At 57.1% G+C, this 16,377-nt stretch carries 13 protein-coding genes and 2 tRNA genes; 7 read left to right on the forward strand and 8 right to left on the reverse strand.

From position 1 onward, the window contains the following. Nucleotides 1-23 precede the first annotated feature (23 nt). The 4 genes from glpX to ACR0AK_RS09580 all read left to right on the forward strand — a co-directional run bounded on the left by glpX (nucleotide 24) and on the right by ACR0AK_RS09580 (nucleotide 3,110). Nucleotides 24-1,007 carry a class II fructose-bisphosphatase gene (gene glpX / locus ACR0AK_RS09565; RefSeq protein WP_170558116.1) on the forward strand — a complete coding sequence of 328 codons (984 nt, stop codon included), beginning with the start codon at nucleotides 24-26 and terminating at the stop codon, nucleotides 1,005-1,007. A gap of 89 nt (nucleotides 1,008-1,096) precedes the next feature. Beyond that, the gene (recJ, locus tag ACR0AK_RS09570) at nucleotides 1,097-2,839 is read left to right on the forward strand and encodes a single-stranded-DNA-specific exonuclease RecJ (RefSeq protein ID WP_480793142.1); all 1,743 of its coding nucleotides are present in this window, start codon (nucleotides 1,097-1,099) and stop codon (nucleotides 2,837-2,839) included. A 97-nt stretch (nucleotides 2,840-2,936) separates the two neighbouring features. Then, a tRNA-Glu gene (locus tag ACR0AK_RS09575) sits at nucleotides 2,937-3,011 on the forward strand. A gap of 24 nt (nucleotides 3,012-3,035) precedes the next feature. Next, nucleotides 3,036-3,110: transfer RNA gene (locus tag ACR0AK_RS09580), tRNA-Glu, on the forward strand. Between the two features lie 10 nt (nucleotides 3,111-3,120). Here ACR0AK_RS09580 and ACR0AK_RS09585 read toward each other — a convergent pair. The 8 genes from ACR0AK_RS09585 to ACR0AK_RS09620 all read right to left on the reverse strand — a co-directional run bounded on the left by ACR0AK_RS09585 (nucleotide 3,121) and on the right by ACR0AK_RS09620 (nucleotide 12,101). Next, nucleotides 3,121-4,962 carry a V-type ATP synthase subunit A gene (locus ACR0AK_RS09585; RefSeq protein ID WP_480793143.1) on the reverse strand — a complete coding sequence of 614 codons (1,842 nt, stop codon included), beginning with the start codon at nucleotides 4,960-4,962 and terminating at the stop codon, nucleotides 3,121-3,123. After that, a complete protein-coding gene (locus ACR0AK_RS09590; protein ID WP_480793144.1) occupies nucleotides 4,959-5,651 on the reverse strand; it encodes a hypothetical protein in 693 nt (230 codons plus the stop codon). Before ACR0AK_RS09590 ends, ACR0AK_RS09585 begins: the two co-directional genes overlap by 4 nt. Before the next feature lies 1 nt (nucleotide 5,652). Beyond that, nucleotides 5,653-6,330 carry a hypothetical protein gene (locus ACR0AK_RS09595; RefSeq protein WP_480793145.1) on the reverse strand — a complete coding sequence of 226 codons (678 nt, stop codon included), beginning with the start codon at nucleotides 6,328-6,330 and terminating at the stop codon, nucleotides 5,653-5,655. Next, the gene (locus tag ACR0AK_RS09600; protein ID WP_050602715.1) at nucleotides 6,330-6,773 is read right to left on the reverse strand and encodes an ATP synthase subunit C; all 444 of its coding nucleotides are present in this window, start codon (nucleotides 6,771-6,773) and stop codon (nucleotides 6,330-6,332) included. Before ACR0AK_RS09600 ends, ACR0AK_RS09595 begins: the two co-directional genes overlap by 1 nt. Next, a complete protein-coding gene (locus ACR0AK_RS09605; protein WP_480793146.1) occupies nucleotides 6,770-8,566 on the reverse strand; it encodes a V-type ATP synthase subunit I in 1,797 nt (598 codons plus the stop codon). Before ACR0AK_RS09605 ends, ACR0AK_RS09600 begins: the two co-directional genes overlap by 4 nt. Next, nucleotides 8,563-9,168, reverse strand: coding sequence for a V-type ATP synthase subunit D (locus ACR0AK_RS09610; RefSeq protein WP_170558127.1), 606 nt, complete (start codon nucleotides 9,166-9,168; stop codon nucleotides 8,563-8,565). Before ACR0AK_RS09610 ends, ACR0AK_RS09605 begins: the two co-directional genes overlap by 4 nt. Then, a complete protein-coding gene (locus ACR0AK_RS09615; RefSeq protein WP_170558129.1) occupies nucleotides 9,146-10,507 on the reverse strand; it encodes a V-type ATP synthase subunit B in 1,362 nt (453 codons plus the stop codon). Before ACR0AK_RS09615 ends, ACR0AK_RS09610 begins: the two co-directional genes overlap by 23 nt. 190 nt (nucleotides 10,508-10,697) lie before the next feature. Beyond that, on the reverse strand, nucleotides 10,698-12,101 hold the full coding sequence (locus ACR0AK_RS09620; RefSeq protein WP_480793147.1) for an MATE family efflux transporter: 1,404 nt from the start codon (nucleotides 12,099-12,101) through the stop codon (nucleotides 10,698-10,700). A gap of 265 nt (nucleotides 12,102-12,366) precedes the next feature. Here ACR0AK_RS09620 and ACR0AK_RS09625 point away from each other — a divergent pair, with 265 nt between their 5' ends. The 3 genes from ACR0AK_RS09625 (at nucleotide 12,367) to ACR0AK_RS09635 (ending at nucleotide 16,304) form a co-directional block, all read left to right on the forward strand. Further along, nucleotides 12,367-13,779, forward strand: coding sequence for a GMC oxidoreductase (locus ACR0AK_RS09625; RefSeq protein WP_480793148.1), 1,413 nt, complete (start codon nucleotides 12,367-12,369; stop codon nucleotides 13,777-13,779). Beyond that, a complete protein-coding gene (locus ACR0AK_RS09630; RefSeq protein WP_170558135.1) occupies nucleotides 13,776-14,207 on the forward strand; it encodes a hypothetical protein in 432 nt (143 codons plus the stop codon). The genes ACR0AK_RS09625 and ACR0AK_RS09630 overlap by 4 nt, the downstream gene beginning before the upstream one ends. A 174-nt stretch (nucleotides 14,208-14,381) precedes the next feature. Then, a complete protein-coding gene (locus ACR0AK_RS09635; RefSeq protein WP_480793149.1) occupies nucleotides 14,382-16,304 on the forward strand; it encodes a DUF3604 domain-containing protein in 1,923 nt (640 codons plus the stop codon). Nucleotides 16,305-16,377: the final 73 nt, after the last annotated feature.

The raw sequence follows: 16,377 nt of genomic DNA on the forward strand, positions 1-16,377 counted from the left end.
TATTGACCTGAGGATACGAAAAAATGAGCGCTGCCAAAATCGATTTCAACGACCGCCTTTTGTCTCTGGGCCTTGCGCGGGTTGCAGAACAGGCCGCTCTGGCCTCGGCCTCGCTGGTCGGACGCGGTGACGAAAAGGCTGCGGATCAGGCGGCTGTGAACGCGATGCGCGAACAGCTGAACCTTCTGGACATCGCAGGCGTCGTTGTAATCGGCGAAGGTGAACGCGACGAGGCGCCGATGTTGTACATCGGCGAAGAAGTGGGCACCGGAAACGGCCCCGGCGTGGACATCGCGCTGGACCCGCTTGAGGGAACCACACTGACCGCCAAGGACATGCCGAACGCGTTGACCGTGATCGCGATGGGCCCGCGCGGCTCGATGCTGCACGCGCCAGACGTCTACATGGACAAGCTGGCCATCGGTCCGGGCTTTCCCGAGGGCGTCGTGAACCTGGACATGAGCCCACGCGAACGCGTTGAGGCGCTGGCCAAAGCCAAAGGCTGTGAACCGGCCGACATCACCGTCTGCATTCTGGAACGTCCCCGCCACGATGCAATGATCGCCGAAGTGCGCGAAACCGGTGCCTCGATCCGCCTGATCACGGACGGTGACGTGGCCGGCGTCATGCACTGTGCCGAAAGCGAAGAGACCGGCATCGATATGTACATGGGTCAAGGTGGAGCGCCCGAGGGCGTTCTGGCCGCCGCTGCACTGAAATGCATGGGTGGTCAGATCTTTGGCCGCCTGCTGTTCCGCAACGATGACGAACGCGGCCGCGCTGCCAAGGCGGGCATCACCGATCTAGACCGCGTTTACGCGCGCGATGAGATGGTGACTGCCGACGTGATCTTTGCCGCGACAGGCGTGACTGGTGGCTCGCTGTTGCCGCGCATCAAACGCCAACCAGGCTGGGTCGAAACCACAACCTTGCTGATGCGGTCGAAGACTGGTTCGGTGCGCCGTATGTCCTACCGCACACCGACCTGGCCGCATGACAACGCCTGATGGCTTGAACCTTTGCCCATGGCAGAGGTATCGATAGATAGAATGAGGCCGGGTCCGAGAGGGTCCGGCCTTAGCATATGAGGGCAGGCATGAGCTTTTTAGGGGTTGAGCAATCACTGACCGGGCGGCGTTGGATCGGACCGGGCGCCGAGGTCGAACGGGCGACCGAAATGCTGGTGCAACAGACGGGCCTGCCCCGCGCCGTGTGCCAGGTTTTGGCGAGACGCGGCGTGCCGCCAATGGAGGCGCAGAGCTTTCTGGACCCAAAGCTGAAGGAATCGCTGCCTGACCCACGGTCCATGAAAGATATGGAAAAGGCGGCAACACGCTTTTTGGAAGCCGTGCGAAACAAGCAGCGGATTGCGGTATTTGCCGACTATGACGTCGACGGTGGCAGCTCGGCGGCTTTGCTGTTGGTCTGGCTGCGCCAGATGGGACTACAAGCGACGCTGTATGTGCCGGACCGGATTGATGAAGGATATGGACCGAACGTACCCGCAATGCAGGAACTGGCGGTCTCACATGACCTGATCATCTGTGTGGACTGCGGAACGCTTAGCCATGAACCGATTGGGGCTGCAAAAGCCGCAGATGTCATTGTGCTGGATCACCACCTTGGTGGTGAAACGCTGCCCGACTGTGTCGCGGTGGTGAACCCGAACCGACAGGATGAAAGCGGCGACCTGGGTTATTTCTGCGCCGCTGCCGTAGTGTTTTTGATGCTGGTCGAAGCCGGTCGGCAATTGCGAGAAGCAGGCGCTAAAGGCCCGGACCTGATCGGATTTCTGGACCTTGTGGCTTTGGCAACCGTTGCGGATGTCGCTCCGCTGATCGACGCGAACCGGGCACTGGTCCGGCAGGGCCTGAAGGTCATGGCGCAACGGCAACGACCCGGGCTGGTCGCATTGTCGGATGTAGCGCGCATGGATTCGGCCCCAACCAGCTATCACCTCGGGTTTTTGCTGGGACCGCGCGTGAATGCGGGCGGACGGATCGGTCAAGCAGATCTGGGCGCGCGCCTGCTCAGCACGGATTCGATGACCGAAGCCGAAGCGCTGTCTCAAAGGTTGAACGAACTGAACACGGAACGTCGCGATATCGAAAACGCGGTGCGTGCGGCAGCTCTGGAGCAGGCTGAGGAGCGTGGACTGGACGCGCCTTTGGTCTGGGCGGCAGGCGAAGGGTGGCACCCCGGCGTTGTCGGCATCGTTGCGTCCCGCCTCAAGGAGAATGCCAACAGGCCCGCGATTGTAGTCGGCTTTGATGGGGATGAAGGCAAAGGCTCGGGCCGGTCGGTTTCGGGCGTGGATTTGGGGGCGTCGATCCAACGGTTGGCTGCTGAGGGCCTCTTGGTCAAAGGAGGCGGTCACAAGATGGCGGCCGGTTTGACAGTCATGCGCGATCAGTTGGAACCAGCCATGGAACGGTTGAGCGAATTGCTCGCCAAACAAGGTGCGGGTCAAGGCGGACCAGCAGACCTGAAGCTCGACGGCGCCCTGATGCCGGGCGCAGCCTCGGTCGATTTGATCGAACAGATCGAAAAAGCCGGACCATTTGGGGCCAGCGCCCCTGCTCCGCGTTATGCGATGCCGGACATGCAAGTGCGCTTTGCCAAGCGCGTTGGGGAGTCACATCTAAAGCTATCTCTGTCCGACGGGATGGGCGGGGGGTTAGACGCGATCGCATTCGGCGCCTTCGACGGAGCGATGGGCGAACGGCTGTCTAACCATGGAGGCGCACGGTTCCATTTCGCCGGACGGCTTGAAGTAAACACGTGGGGCGGACGGCAAAGCGTCCAGTTAAGGTTGGAGGACGCGGCAGAAGCAAACTGAGCCCGTTTCAACCCCCTCAAAAAAGTTTCACATCCCTGCGTTTTTCGGCTTGCGGGGGTCAGAGGTAAACCGTAAAAGGCCCTCCACAAGCCAGCGTGGCCCGTTCGTCTATCGGTTAGGACGCCAGGTTTTCAACCTGGAAAGAGGGGTTCGATTCCCCTACGGGCTACCACTTGTGCTTGTGCCATTGGCAGATGGCCCGTTCGTCTATCGGTTAGGACGCCAGGTTTTCAACCTGGAAAGAGGGGTTCGATTCCCCTACGGGCTACCACCTCGCTGACTTAAACCCCAAATTTTTCGCGGCAAAGATCCTGAATCTGCCCCCACAGCGTTTTGAATTCCGGTGTATTTTCCGCAGCATAATGGAAATTCTTCATCAAACCGGTAAGCTGTGTAAAGACTTGACGCACTTCACCCTTGTCCGCAAATTCCGCGGTCGATTGCGTGACATCGTAGACCAGTTTGAACGTCATCTTCTGACGCTCCAGCGGAACGGTGGCATCCACCTTGTCGAATGCGTCCTGCTGCAGATAAACCATGTCCACAAACAGGCCCTTTTGCTGGGTCACGAAATCCTCGATCGTGACGCCCTCCTCACCGGTGACCTGCATCATCTGGTCGACCTGCTCGCCTTTTTCGATCAGCGCCAGCAGATCGCGCACCTTGCCTGTCCAACCAGCCTCGGCGTTCTTGTCATACCAATCCGACAACTGATCGGTGTATCGCGACCAGCTGAGCAGTGGATCGACGGCGGGATAGAACCGTTTGTAGGCTCGTTCCGAGGACAACCCAAGAAAGCATTTCACCGTTGACAGCGTGGACTGAGTCACCGGTTCGTCAAAATTGCCACCCGCTGGTGACACTGTGCCAATCAACGTCAGGCTACCCAGATCACCATCGTTTGTTTTTAGCGCCCCAGCACGCTCGTACAGGCCCTTGATCGAACTCTCCAGATAGGCAGGAAAACCCTCTTCACCCGGAATTTCCTCCAGCTTGCCTGAAGTCTCGCGCATGGCCTGCGCCCAGCGGCTGGTACTGTCCGCGATCAGCAAAACATCAAACCCCATCTGACGGTAGTATTCGCCCAGCGTGATGCCGGTGAAAATCGACGCCTCGCGGGCCGCAACGGGCATGGAAGAGGTGTTGCAAATGATGATCGTCCGATCCATCAGACTGCCGCCCGACATCGGATCAGTCATCTTGGGAAATTCGTGTATCGTTTCCACAACCTCGCCCGCACGTTCACCACAGGCAACGACGATCACGATATCCACTTTGGAGTTCCGCGCGATAAGGTTTTGAAGCACGGTCTTACCCGCCCCGAACGGGCCGGGAATACAGGCCGTACCACCACGCGCGATGGGAAAGAATGTATCAATCAGACGTTGCGAGGTCAGCACAGGCTCAGTCGGGTACAAGCGTTCGGACAGGGCACGTTTCAGAACCGTTTCAGGTAAGGGCCGCCGAACTGGCCACTTCTGACAAAGCGTCAGCGTGTGTTCACCCCCCTGCTCGTCTTCAAGTCGGGCAACAATCTCATGGATCGTCGCGGCCCCTTTCTGAACCCAAACAACCTTGTATTCGCCAACCCAATTGAAGGGCAGCATAATTTTATGGGTGAACCGGCCTTCCGGAACTGTCCCAATGCTGTCGCCTGCCGTGACTGTATCTCCGACCTTAACCGAGGGCGAGAAGGACCATTTCGCCTGATCGTCCAACGGTGCAACATCGGCCCCCCGCGGCAAGAAGGTTCCAAACTCGGCAGCAACTTTGGGCAAAGGCGATTGTAGGCCGTCAAAGACCTGACCCAACAGCCCCGGCCCCAGTTCTACGGACAACAACTGACCCGATTGTTCCACCGGATCACCAACGGCCACGCCGTCTGTGCTTTCATACACCTGTACGTCAGCTGTATCCCCGCGCACGCGCAGCACCTCGGCTTTGAGCCGTTCCTGGCGCCCGCCCGGCCCGGCGCGGGTCGGCAGGATGAACACCACCTCGTTCTTGACCAGTTGCCCGGGAACTCCAGCTGCATCGTGGTTGGCCTGAATCTGCACCAGCCCTTCCTGGACCGAGACGACACGAGCGGTTGCGGTTTGAACCGGGGGTGTTTGGGCAGTCATGCGCTTACTCTCTCAAAATCGAATTCTGCGACATTGGCCATGGCCTGCTGGGCCAGCTTCTCAAATCTTGTGGCTGCGTCCTGAGCGTTGCTTTGCGCCCATCGATCAAAAATGTTCCAGATCAGGACGTATATCGCCACGGCCTCAAAATCGAACAGGTGGCGGGCGGCGTATCGTTTCAGTTGCTTGTGGCTGACCGACAGCAACAGCCGTTCCAGACCCAAAGGATCCTCGGCTTCTAACAGTTGACGCGCGTCCTTGATCCACGGCATCGGCACCGAAAGTCGGAAATCCGGGTCCCCCCAGTTGGCTGGAATATGGCGGCTCCAACGTCCAATGCCGTACGCTCCCGAGGGCGGATTGCCTCCACGCGCGCGCAGGCGCAGTGCAGCAACTACAGTGCGCAAGTCCATCCGCTCAAGGAACAGTCTACGCAAGGTTGGTTGCGGAATTTTGCCCAACGCCTGATTGCATCGCTGTACCGCCTGCGCATCCGTGACATCCATGTCATATGCACTCCAGTTCAACGCCTGCTCCAACACTTTCAGAACACGCGCATCCTCAGGTGCAAGCGCGGTCAGGCGGCGATCCAGCCGAAGCCGGGACAGCGGGGGTTGTTTGGCCACAAACAGCCGTTCAGATCCCGGCAGGCTGCTGATCAGCGCGATATAGGCGTCAGGGTCTGACATCTCAGCGGATCACACCTTCCAGCACGGCACGGAACCGCGGCTGAAGATGCTCCATCAGCAATGAGGCGACCGCCTTGTCCGTCAGGTCCAGTACAACGCCCTGATCTTCGGCCCGAACGCGGATACCATCTTGGTTGTCGTCCGATGCATGCAGCTCTACCTGTTCGCGCAACATGTCAGCTGTCAGTCCAAGAACATATTTGGTCAGCTTGCCGGACTGAATGTCATCCGCGTTCTGCTTGATGTCTTCTTGCGTCGCAACTTTGGCCGGCAAGATGACCTGGACCTTGCCATCCAGATTGACGCCATCAGCCTCTCGACCGACGACCTCCAAAATCATCTGTTTCAGCAATTTCGGGTCAGCCATTTCCTTGGTCACCAGACGTTCAACATCTTCGCGAAACCGGTCGGTCAATCCACCTTTCATGGTCAGAACTGCGTCACGCATGGCGGTATTCAGTGCCTCTTCCCCCGCCGCGCGGTATTTGTCGGAATCGCTGCGCGCCTTTTTCTGATAGTCGTCCGCTTCGCGTTTCGCGTCAGCCAAGATTTTGGCGGCTTCGGCCTTGGCCTCTGACCGCAGTTTTTCAGCGTCAGCCTGACCAGCCGCCACGCCATCATTTCGCAGCTTATCGATCAGGGCATCCACGCCGTGTGAAATCATGCCATCCTGCGCCATCAGCTGATCCCCGCGCTGATCACCAGAGCAAAGACAAACGCAAAGACGCCGAACCCTTCGATGATCGCCGCCGGAGCCAGCGCAAGGCCAAAGATCTCGGGCTTTTCCTTGGTGGCGTTGATCGCCGCAGCACAGGCCCGACCCTGCCAGATCCCGCAATACATCAACGCGATGCCCGACAGGATACCAATCCCGAACAAGCCGCCCGCGTTTTCGGGTGTCACATCTCGGTTCAAGGTAAACATGATGACGATGCCGTAAATCACCATGGTCGACGGAAAGGCCGATACGCCGACAAAGCGCCCATAGCCGCCTTCAGTTTCGGTCATGGCGCCAATACTGGCCATGCCAGCGATGGAGCATCCGATCGCGCTGGAGGCCGCGCCCAACGCCATAGGCGCGTAAATGCCTAACCAACCCAATGTCAAAACAAGCTCATTCATTCCTGAACCTCCTTGCGGGCGAACGGGCGAAAGACAACGCCTTCGTCCGGCAGGCCCCATTTAAAGAATTCGATGTAATTGAGACGTAATCCGTGGACGACACCGCTCATCATGGCGAGGGCGAAGTTGAGAATATGGCCGATAATCAGGATCAGCAGGGCAAACAGAACGCCCAGCCCCTTGAGGGATTGCATCACTGACCCTGCCAGATCGTTAAAAGTGATCGCCAACGAGGCCGAGGCCAACCCAAGTGCAAACAGCCGCATGTAGCTAAGTACGTCGCCAAATGCACCCATCGCCCCGGCAAGGCTTTGCAGCCCTTCGATCAGACGCCATAGCCAGTCGGTAGGTTTCTTGATGGCCCGCTCGCTTGAGAACCAGACGATGGCCAGAACCCCGACCCCCATCAGCAGCGCTCCGGGCACCGGAGAATTGCCCTTCATGTAACTGAGCCACAGGACAAATCCCCCGATCAACGCGGCGATCCAGCCAAGGTTGGCAATAGCCTTTCGGCGGCCCCAAGCCGCGCGGGCGGCAAGCGCATTGGCCAGCACCAGATGCAACACACCAACGACAATCGAAACCATCATCATCGCGCCGAAATTGTTGAGGTCGAGCACTTGGAGCTTGGCCCAGATTGATCCGTCTGCCGGCGACACGCCGAAATAGCTGCCAACCAATACGCCATAAAGGATCGTCGCCCCCGAGATGCTCACGCCAAAGCGTCGCCAGGAACGCTCATGTGGCGTGCGATCAAGACGTTTCCAAAACAACAAAAGCCCCGCCAAGATAATTGCCCCGTACCCGGCATCGGCCACGATCATCGCAAAGAAGATCGCGAACGAAACGGCGACGATGACACTGGGGTCCCAATCCTTGTAACCCGGCACTTGATAAAACAGCGCCAAGTCTACAGCAGCACTGCGCTTTTCTGGTTGTTCCAACAAGGTAGGCGGGCTGTCTTCGGGGCCGGGTTCTTCGATCAGCACAGCGGCATCCTTGGCGTTTGCCATGTCCAGAACAGCGTCTATACGATCCTCAGGCACCCAGCCCTGAAGGGCAAACATCGCTTCTTCGTCGCGCACCTTTTGCGTGGCATGGGCCAGCTCAGCCGCACTTTCGGCAACCGACAGGTTCCGGCGCATCAGTGTCAGGTATCGGGTCTGCGCGACGCGCTCAGCCTCAAGCGCCTCGATGGCGATCTCAGCCTCTTCCAGTTGCGCCTCAAGCTCGTGAATGGGCAGCGATCCTGTGTGCGTGCGCGGGACTGGCAGGATATCGTCATCCGGCTCATTCGGGTCGATCAGTACGGCATAGATGAACCTATGGTCCTGCTCGAGTATAGCCCAGGGCATATCCAGGGCTTCCAACGCATCGCGATACTTCAGGGGCAGTTGATAAAACCATAACCGGTTCCCCGCCAACACATCGTCGGGTGGAAAATCCAGGTCACCCCAGGGGCGAACCTGCGCGATCCGGTTGGCCAGAAAATCCCTTTGGTCCGTCATGTCACGGGTCCGTTGCATCAGGTCCAGCACATCCTTGACGAACTGCTCCATGTCAAAACCGGGGTCGCGCTGTATCTGGCGGCGCGGTTCGGGCACGTCATGCAGGAATCGCAACGCCTTATAGGCGTCCCGCGCACCGCGCTCGCTGATCTTTTCCGGTTCAGAGGGCGGCGGGGCCAGCGGCAGGACGTGCATGCATCCCAATTCCTGCAGCGACTCAAGCGTTTCGGTCTTTTGATCTGCTCGCCCGACCAGTGACAGTTTCTTGAGCCTCGCGACACTCACGACACAGCCTCCTGCGCATGCTTGCGTTTCGAAATTTTCGAACGGACTACGGCCTGCATCTGCTCATCGCTCAGATAGATGCGGATTTTCTTGATGTTGGCTCTGGCGCGCGGGATCAGGACCTTTTCAAACAAGTTGACACGCTGGGTGATCGTGGCGACGGCCTTGTCGAAAATCTTCACCCTCTCTTCGGCCACATTAACCCGAAGACGCGCCTCGATCATATCGTGCAGCAGTCGGGCTGCAGCATCGACCCAGTGGGGCTTGGCCAGATAGGAGTACGGGCGCACCGTTACCTCGATCCGGTCCAACGCAGGCATCTTTACGCCCACGACGTTGACCTCTTTGACTTTGTAGTCTTTCAGCTCGACCAACCCGTCCAGATCGATGCCTTGTTGCGCCAGCATCGGCAGTTTTTCTCCAACCTTTTGCGCCAGTTCCTGCACCTCATCCTGAAGGCGCTGCACATCTTCGCGCGCTTTCGCGCGCTCGGCCATCAATTGCTGACGCTTAAGATCCAGCGATGGCAGGAACCGCTCATAGCTTTTCAGCTGCGTCTGCTCGCGTGCGAGCGATGATTTATTCAGCTGCAACCGCGCCATCTGCATCCTTTGGGAAATATTTGTCGATCAGGGTTTGCTTCATCAGCAATTGCTCGGGCGCGAAGCACTCCGCCAGAGTTTTCCAGCCCAGATCCAGCGCATCTTCGAGCGGGATCGAAACGTTGATGTCCATGAAGCGCGCTTTGAACAAAGCACCGAACTTCAGCAACTGGTGGTCATAGTCCGAAAGGTCGAATGCCATCGCCTGTTTCTGCGCGGCGTCTCGGCTTTCGGAATAGAACCGGATCATGGTGTTCATGATCTGACTGTGGTCCTCACGCGTGGTTTTGCCGATCACGTTCTGCTTGAGTCGCGACAGGCTGCCGAACGGGTCAATCACGCCCGAATGCAGATAGATCTGCCCCTCGGTGATATAGCCCGTGTTATCCGGCACAGGATGGGTCACGTCATTACCGGGCATCGTCGTCACGGTCAGCACAGTGACCGATCCGCCCTTGGCATAATCACAGGCTTTTTCGTACCGACGGGCCAATTGGGAATAGAGGTCACCCATATAACCACGCTGCGACGGCACGCGTTCCTGGCTGATCCCAACCTCTTTCATCGCATCGGCATAGGCGGTCATATCGGTCAGCAGGACCAGAACGCGCTTGCCTTCTTCCACCGCGAATTTTTCGGCCACGGCCAGCGCCATATCGGGTACCAGCAGCCGTTCGACCAGCGGATCCATCGCCTGGTTGACGAACATCACCGTGCGGGAAAATACGCCTGCATCCTCGAAGGACGTCCTGAAAGTAAAGTAGTCGTCAAAGATCAACCCCAGCCCGCCAAACACCACGATATCCGCGTCCGCCTGAATACCAATTCTGCTGAGGAACGCGTTGAATGGCTCACCCGAGACGGAAAAAATCGGGATTTTCTGACTTTCGACCAACGTGTTGAACACGTCGATCATCGGCACATCCGTTCGGATCATCTTGTTGGGAACAGCGCGTTCCGCAGGGTTCACGGTCGGCCCACCGATATCCACGCGCGGCTCAGATGACAGGTCAGGCCCACCATCAATAGATACACCCGCGCCGTCAAAAACGCGGCCCAATATATTCTGTGAATATGGCGTCTGCATCGGATGGCCAAGGAACGTCGCCGTCGCCTCGGTCGAGATGCCCTTGGTGCCGGAAAACACCTGCAGGGTGACAACGTCTCGGTCAATGAAAATCGCCTGCGCCAGTGTCTTGTGGCCGTCCACGGTTTCGATCACGGCCAGATCGTTGAAACGCACCGCTGCGTCGGTCGATCCGTCCAGAGGCACCCTGACTTTGATCGTGTCTCCGACAATCTCAAGAACACGCGTGTACTTCAAAAGACTTCCGGACATTGCTCATCCTCGGTCGTTAAAGATGTTTTTTAAATCAACGCCCCGAAAACCTTAGGCGTTTTCTGCAATCATAAGCTTAGCTTACAACGAATTCATGCATTGGCAAATGATGATATCTTAGCTGCAACAAAGGAGATGAAAGCCGCCTGTGGCGACCAAACCCCCAGGTTTCAAAGCGTTCCGGATTGGCTCACCACCCCCTGCGCCCGAACAGCGATTGCAGCCGGCTTTGCCCGGCAAAAGGATCGACCTTCGTGGGCTTCGTCAAACCTGAAACAACCCGGCGAACCAATACCCAGCAGATAACCGCAAAAATCACGCCACCCAGCGCCTGCCCCAACAACACTCCCGGAGCCCCAGCAAGATAGGCCCCAGCTACTGCAAAAGGCCAGGTGCCCAGCGTATGACGGCCCCAGTTTACCCATGTCGAATAAATGGGATAGCCAAGGTTGTTGAAGCTGGCATTGGCGACAAAGATCACCCCGTTGAAAAAGGACGCAAGGGCCAGCGGTCCGCAAAACAGATAGATCAACGCCCGCGTCTCGCCCTGGGCCTGAAACAAATCAGCAATGGGTGCGCGCAGTACAAACAGTACAGTTGCCATCAAAACCACATAGACGGCAGTGAACTTCACTCCGGCCAAAAACGCGCCCTTCACCCGATCGTATTGCCCTGCCCCAAAATTCTGCCCAACAATCGGTCCTATTGCCCCGGACAGCGCAAACACGACCGAAAAAGCGACAGGCATCAGGCGCCCAATCACGGCCATGCCAGCCACGGCATCCGTTCCGAACTGCGCAACCTCCCGGATGACTATGGCGTTGCCGACAGGCGTCGCGACATTGGTCAGAACCGCCGGTATTGCAATCGCGCGCACCGGTTGGAGGTCTTCTTTCACCTGCCTCAGCGAGGGTCGCGAAAACCCGCGATGCACCCGTACGGCAGGCCGAACCGCTGCAACCAGCATGCAAATACGTGCAATAACCGAGGCAATCGCCGCGCCATCCAAACCAAGTCCAACAGCGAAAATCAGGATCGGATCCAGCACTGCATTCGCAAGCCCACCGTAAATGGTGGCCTGCATTGACCGGCGCGCATCACCATGAGCGCGTAGCACGGCCATACCTGTCATGGCCGCAGCCATCACCCACATGGTTGGCAGAATGATGCTGACATATCGTGCCGCGAGTCTCAGAACTTCTCCCTGCGCGCCCAACAGCGTAAGCAGGAACTTGATATTAATCATGACGATAGCAGACACTATCAATCCCATCAGTATACCAAGAACAGCAACACTCGTTCCGAATTGGCGGGCTTTTTCAGGACGCCCGGCTCCCAATTCGCGCGCGACAAGGGCACCGGCTGCGATCGAAAGCCCCACATTGATCGAGTTGGTAAAAAACAAAAGCGTGCCAGCATAGCCGACGGCAGCGGCCAGCGCGTCGTTGCCCAGCATCGAGATGAACACCATGTCCACAAAATCTACTGCAAAGATCGCCATCAGACCGATGCTGGTGGTCAACGACATACGCGTCACATGCCGCATTAAGCTGCCTGTCAAAAAGACAGCCATGCCCGTTGATTGTTGTGTCATTGGCTGATCCGTCTCTTGGTCCTCATAAACAACCTGCCCGTGATCGGACCCGGGCAGCAACCTCAAACTGCATCTGCGCGCGCCGGAGTCGCCCAATGTTTATTCAATTTGCGAATTAGGCCGCCTTTTCCCATCAATGATCATAGCCCTATCGGCCAGTTGACTTGCGCGCGGCCATTTTCATGCCATACTATGCAGGATTGTTATTCTACGCTGATTTTCAGCCCCTTGTTTGTTTGATGAGTAAAAAGGTCAACCTGTTGTCATGCAGCGCGTATCTTTAGACGAAGCCAGCTCTCGTGAATGGGACGTGATAATCGCAGGATCCAGTTTCTCAGCGATGTTCTTCGGTCATGGGCTTCCGCCGGACCTGAATGTGTTGTTCGTCGAAAAGGGCGGTGAATACACACATTCAGACCAGATCGAAAACGGCCCCGCGGTTCAAGAAGCTTTTACACAACGAAACACGTCCGGGCTGAAAAAAAATTGGCTCGCCTACACTCTACTTGGTGGAAACTCGAATTACTGGTGGGGCAATGTACCCAGGTTCCATCCAAACGACTTTGCCCTGAACAGCAAGTTTGGTGTCGGTATTGACTGGCCTATTAGTTACGATGATCTCGAACCTTATTGGGAACGTGTCGAAGATATCATCGAAGTTGCCGGCGGTCAGTCACAGGATATTCTTCCACGCAGAAAGCCATTTCCCTACCCCGCACATACTCCCTCGCGTGCTGATGCTGCTTTACAGGAATCTTCGCCTCTATGGGTACCTGCATCCAACGCGACATCAAACGGCGGTTCAAGACCAACGTGCTGTGCAAACGGGGTATGTCGGACGTGTCCTATCGACTCCAAATTTACCGTATTGAACAGTTTCGACAAACTCACCCATCCTGGTTCGCACTACCTACTTGGCACCGAAGTGAGGGCGGTGGATATCGAAGGCGGACGCGCACGCGGTATTCGCGTCAAAAGTAACGATGGCAACGAAGTGCGCCTTCGCGCCGACACAGTTGCGCTGGGTACCAATGCAATATTCAACGCAGCCATTTTGAAACGCTCGGACGTTCGCAATGACGCGCTAGGACGGTACCTTCACGAACAAGCGGCAGTGAAAGTCCTAGTGGACACAGCCAACATAAAGGCTTTTTTTGGTGGCACATCGGAAACCGGACTTGGCTATCATTTTTACCATGACGTAGATCGCAGAACGTCCGCAGCGGTCCTCATCGAAACAATAAACGCACCTGTATCGATCCGAAAAGAACCCGGCAAATGGGCAAACCGTATTAACCTGCGCCTAGCAGTTGAAGATCTTCCCAGCGCCGAGAACCGCGTCATTTTGGAAGATGATGAACCAGTCATCGAATGGACCGGGTATTCCGACTATGCCAAACGCGGTATTGAGCGAGTAAAGACTGGTCTGCCCGACATAATCCCGGACACAATCGAATATCTGTCGTTCTCTGACATTTTGCCATCTGACGCTCATATCCAAGGCACACATCGGATGGGCCTTTCCGCAGAGGATTCAGTCGTTGACGACAGGCTACGCCTGCATTCTGCACCCAATGTCTTTGTTCTTGGATCGGGTGCTTTCCCAACCTGCTCACCCGCCAATCCGTCACTGACCATCTCGGCGCTGGCGCTTCGCGCATCGGAGGCGGTTGCATGAAACTTTCTCGTCGCAAAGTTATGGCATTGGGTGCCGGCATTGTCGGCGCCGGCCTGGCATATCGGGCGATCAAGGGGCACGGTATCGCAGGACATGCGCTGGAGGTGATCCGCGACGTCTATGGCCCCGAGATCGCAAATGATCCGGCGGCCCATGAGTTTGCGCAGGCCTACGAGGATTTCGTTCTTGAAAAGGGCACGCAGGGTCAGGTGCTTGATCTGGTGTATTGGTCCGGCCTTCAGGACGCTCCTTTTGTCAGCAAGAAACTCAGCCGGATTGACGACAGCATCATCGACAAGTTTGCGACATCAACAAATGTGATCCTTGCTACCGAACTGGGCAAACCACTGGAATTCGTTGCCCTGTTTGACCCTTTTCAAAACACTTGCCAGAACCAATTGGGTGCGCAGGGTTATTCAGTGGCGTGATCGCGCCACCATCAATTGGCTATTCACGCATTCCTAACCCGAAACAGGCATTCCGTCGCAATGGATTTAACCGAACGTTTGAAAAACACTACAAAATATCACTCAATACATTATAAGAAGTGAATATACTGAATTCACTATGTACGGCTGGCTCGAAGACCTGGGGAGGTTTCAATGCTTCGATTTTCCACTTGTTTGATCACTTTGCTAACACTGCCCGCGCTCGTTTGGGCGGACGCTGTCCCCAGCAAAGAGGCTGCCGAAGGCACCTTCCCTGACAGCCCCTACTCGCCCTACGCCAACCGATCCTTTCCCGAACGACCCCTTTGGGGGGATACTCACCTGCACACCGGTTTGTCGCTGGATGCGGGCGCATTCGGCAACACTCTGTTGCCCGACGACGCATGGCGTTTTGCAAAGGGAGAGCAGGTTATTTCGTCAACTGGCCAGCCTGTCAGACTGGCGCGTCCCTTGGATTGGATGGTATTGACCGATCACACGGACCTCATGGGTTTTGCACCCGATCTGCAGGCAGGCAAGCCCGGTGTGCTGGCGGACCCAAAAGGTCTGGAATGGTACGAGGGATACAAAGCTGGTGGTGAAGACGCGGCCAAAGCGGCATTTGATATCATCACCAACTTTTCCCAGATGACCCTGCCCGAGATTTTGCTGGAATCCTACAGCCCCGGCGCGGATGCTTTTGCGTTTACATGGGAACAGATCGTACTGGCCGCCGAACGTCACAATGACCCCGGCAACTTTACCGCATTCATTGGATTCGAATGGACCTCGGTTCCCAAAGGGTTCAACCTGCATCGCAACGTCATGCTGCGCGACGGCCCAATTCGGGCGCTGCAAGTTGTGCCGCCCGTTACCCAGCCCCCTTATGGCGACACCGACCCCAAGGCGCTGTACACTTGGCTTGAGGAGTACGAAGCCAAAACCGGTGGTCGCGCCGTAGCGTTCGCCCATAACGGAAACCTGTCAAACGGCTGGATGTTCCCGACCGAAGATACCTACCACGGTGGCAAGGTCGACGAAGAATACGTTCAGAAACGCGCAAAGTGGGAGCCCCACTACGAAGTCACACAGATCAAGGGCGACGGCGAAGCGCACCCGTTCCTCAGTCCCGATGACCCGTTCGCCGATTATGAGAACTGGGATGTGGGAAACCTCGATATCACCGAGCTCAAAACCGATGACATGCTGGCTGGTGAATACGCCCGCGAGGCACTGAAACGCGGGCTGGCGCTAGAGGAAAAATTCGGTGTTAACCCCTATAAGTTCGGCATGGGCGGTGCGACGGACAGCCATACCTCGCTGGCCACAGCGGAAGAGGATAACTATTTCGGCAAATCCGTCAGCGCCGAGCCCTCTCCCACACGCGTGCTGCATCCGTTTGTTGAAAGTGACCTGGGCGCATTCGAAGGACACACACTTGTCGCCTCTGGGTACACTGCGGTTTGGGCTACGGAAAACACCCGGTCGGCCATTTTTGATGCATTCAAGCGGCGTGAAACCTATGCCACCACTGGTCCGCGGATCGGGTTGCGTTTCTTTGGCGGCTGGGACTTTCAGGACGACGATCTATTGACACGGTTTGTGGCGGATGTGGGCTATACCAAAGGCGTCCCCATGGGCGGCGACCTGCGCCCGCGCGAGGGGGACGGCGCGCCTTCGTTTCTGATCGGCGCGCTACGTGACCCGGTCGGTGCCAACCTGGACCGTGTTCAGGTGGTGAAGGGCTGGCTGGATGCAGAGGGCGAGTTGCAGGAAAAAGTGTTTAATGTTGCCTGGTCTGATGACCGCGCGTTGGACGCAGCTGGCAACCTGCCCGAAGTCGGCAACACCGTTGATCTGGAAACCGCAAGCTGGAGCAACACGATCGGTGCATCCGAACTGCTGACCATCTGGACCGACCCGGAGTTCGACCCCGGGCAGCGGGCTTTCTACTACGTTCGGGTGTTGGAAATCCCGACACCGCGCTGGGTTTTGTACGACAAACTACGGTTTGGCCTGGACCTGCCGGAAGAGGCGCAGTTGGTGCATCAGGAACGCGCATATTCCTCACCAATCTGGTACACCCCTAGCGAGTAACCGCATTTTGCTTTTAAGATTTCACCGGGCGGCCCACCCCGCCCGGTGAACTTTTCTACACAATGTCGGGTGC

This window comes from Ruegeria sp. BI12 (genome assembly GCF_056537985.1).

Bases quoted from the DNA above. Each gene is read 5' to 3' on its own strand.
- ACR0AK_RS09635 (WP_480793149.1), top strand. From the start codon at position 14,382: ATGCTTCGATTTTCCACTTGTTTGATCACTTTGCTAACACTGCCCGCG.
- recJ (WP_480793142.1), top strand. From the start codon at position 1,097: ATGAGCTTTTTAGGGGTTGAGCAATCACTGACCGGGCGGCGTTGGATC.
- ACR0AK_RS09630 (WP_170558135.1), top strand. From the start codon at position 13,776: ATGAAACTTTCTCGTCGCAAAGTTATGGCATTGGGTGCCGGCATTGTC.
- ACR0AK_RS09590 (WP_480793144.1), bottom strand. From the start codon at position 5,651: ATGTCAGACCCTGACGCCTATATCGCGCTGATCAGCAGCCTGCCGGGA.
- ACR0AK_RS09585 (WP_480793143.1), bottom strand. From the start codon at position 4,962: ATGACTGCCCAAACACCCCCGGTTCAAACCGCAACCGCTCGTGTCGTC.
- glpX (WP_170558116.1), top strand. From the start codon at position 24: ATGAGCGCTGCCAAAATCGATTTCAACGACCGCCTTTTGTCTCTGGGC.
- ACR0AK_RS09595 (WP_480793145.1), bottom strand. From the start codon at position 6,330: ATGGCGCAGGATGGCATGATTTCACACGGCGTGGATGCCCTGATCGAT.
- ACR0AK_RS09615 (WP_170558129.1), bottom strand. From the start codon at position 10,507: ATGTCCGGAAGTCTTTTGAAGTACACGCGTGTTCTTGAGATTGTCGGA.
- ACR0AK_RS09620 (WP_480793147.1), bottom strand. From the start codon at position 12,101: ATGACACAACAATCAACGGGCATGGCTGTCTTTTTGACAGGCAGCTTA.
- ACR0AK_RS09600 (WP_050602715.1), bottom strand. From the start codon at position 6,773: ATGAATGAGCTTGTTTTGACATTGGGTTGGTTAGGCATTTACGCGCCT.
- ACR0AK_RS09625 (WP_480793148.1), top strand. From the start codon at position 12,367: ATGCAGCGCGTATCTTTAGACGAAGCCAGCTCTCGTGAATGGGACGTG.
- ACR0AK_RS09610 (WP_170558127.1), bottom strand. From the start codon at position 9,168: ATGGCGCGGTTGCAGCTGAATAAATCATCGCTCGCACGCGAGCAGACG.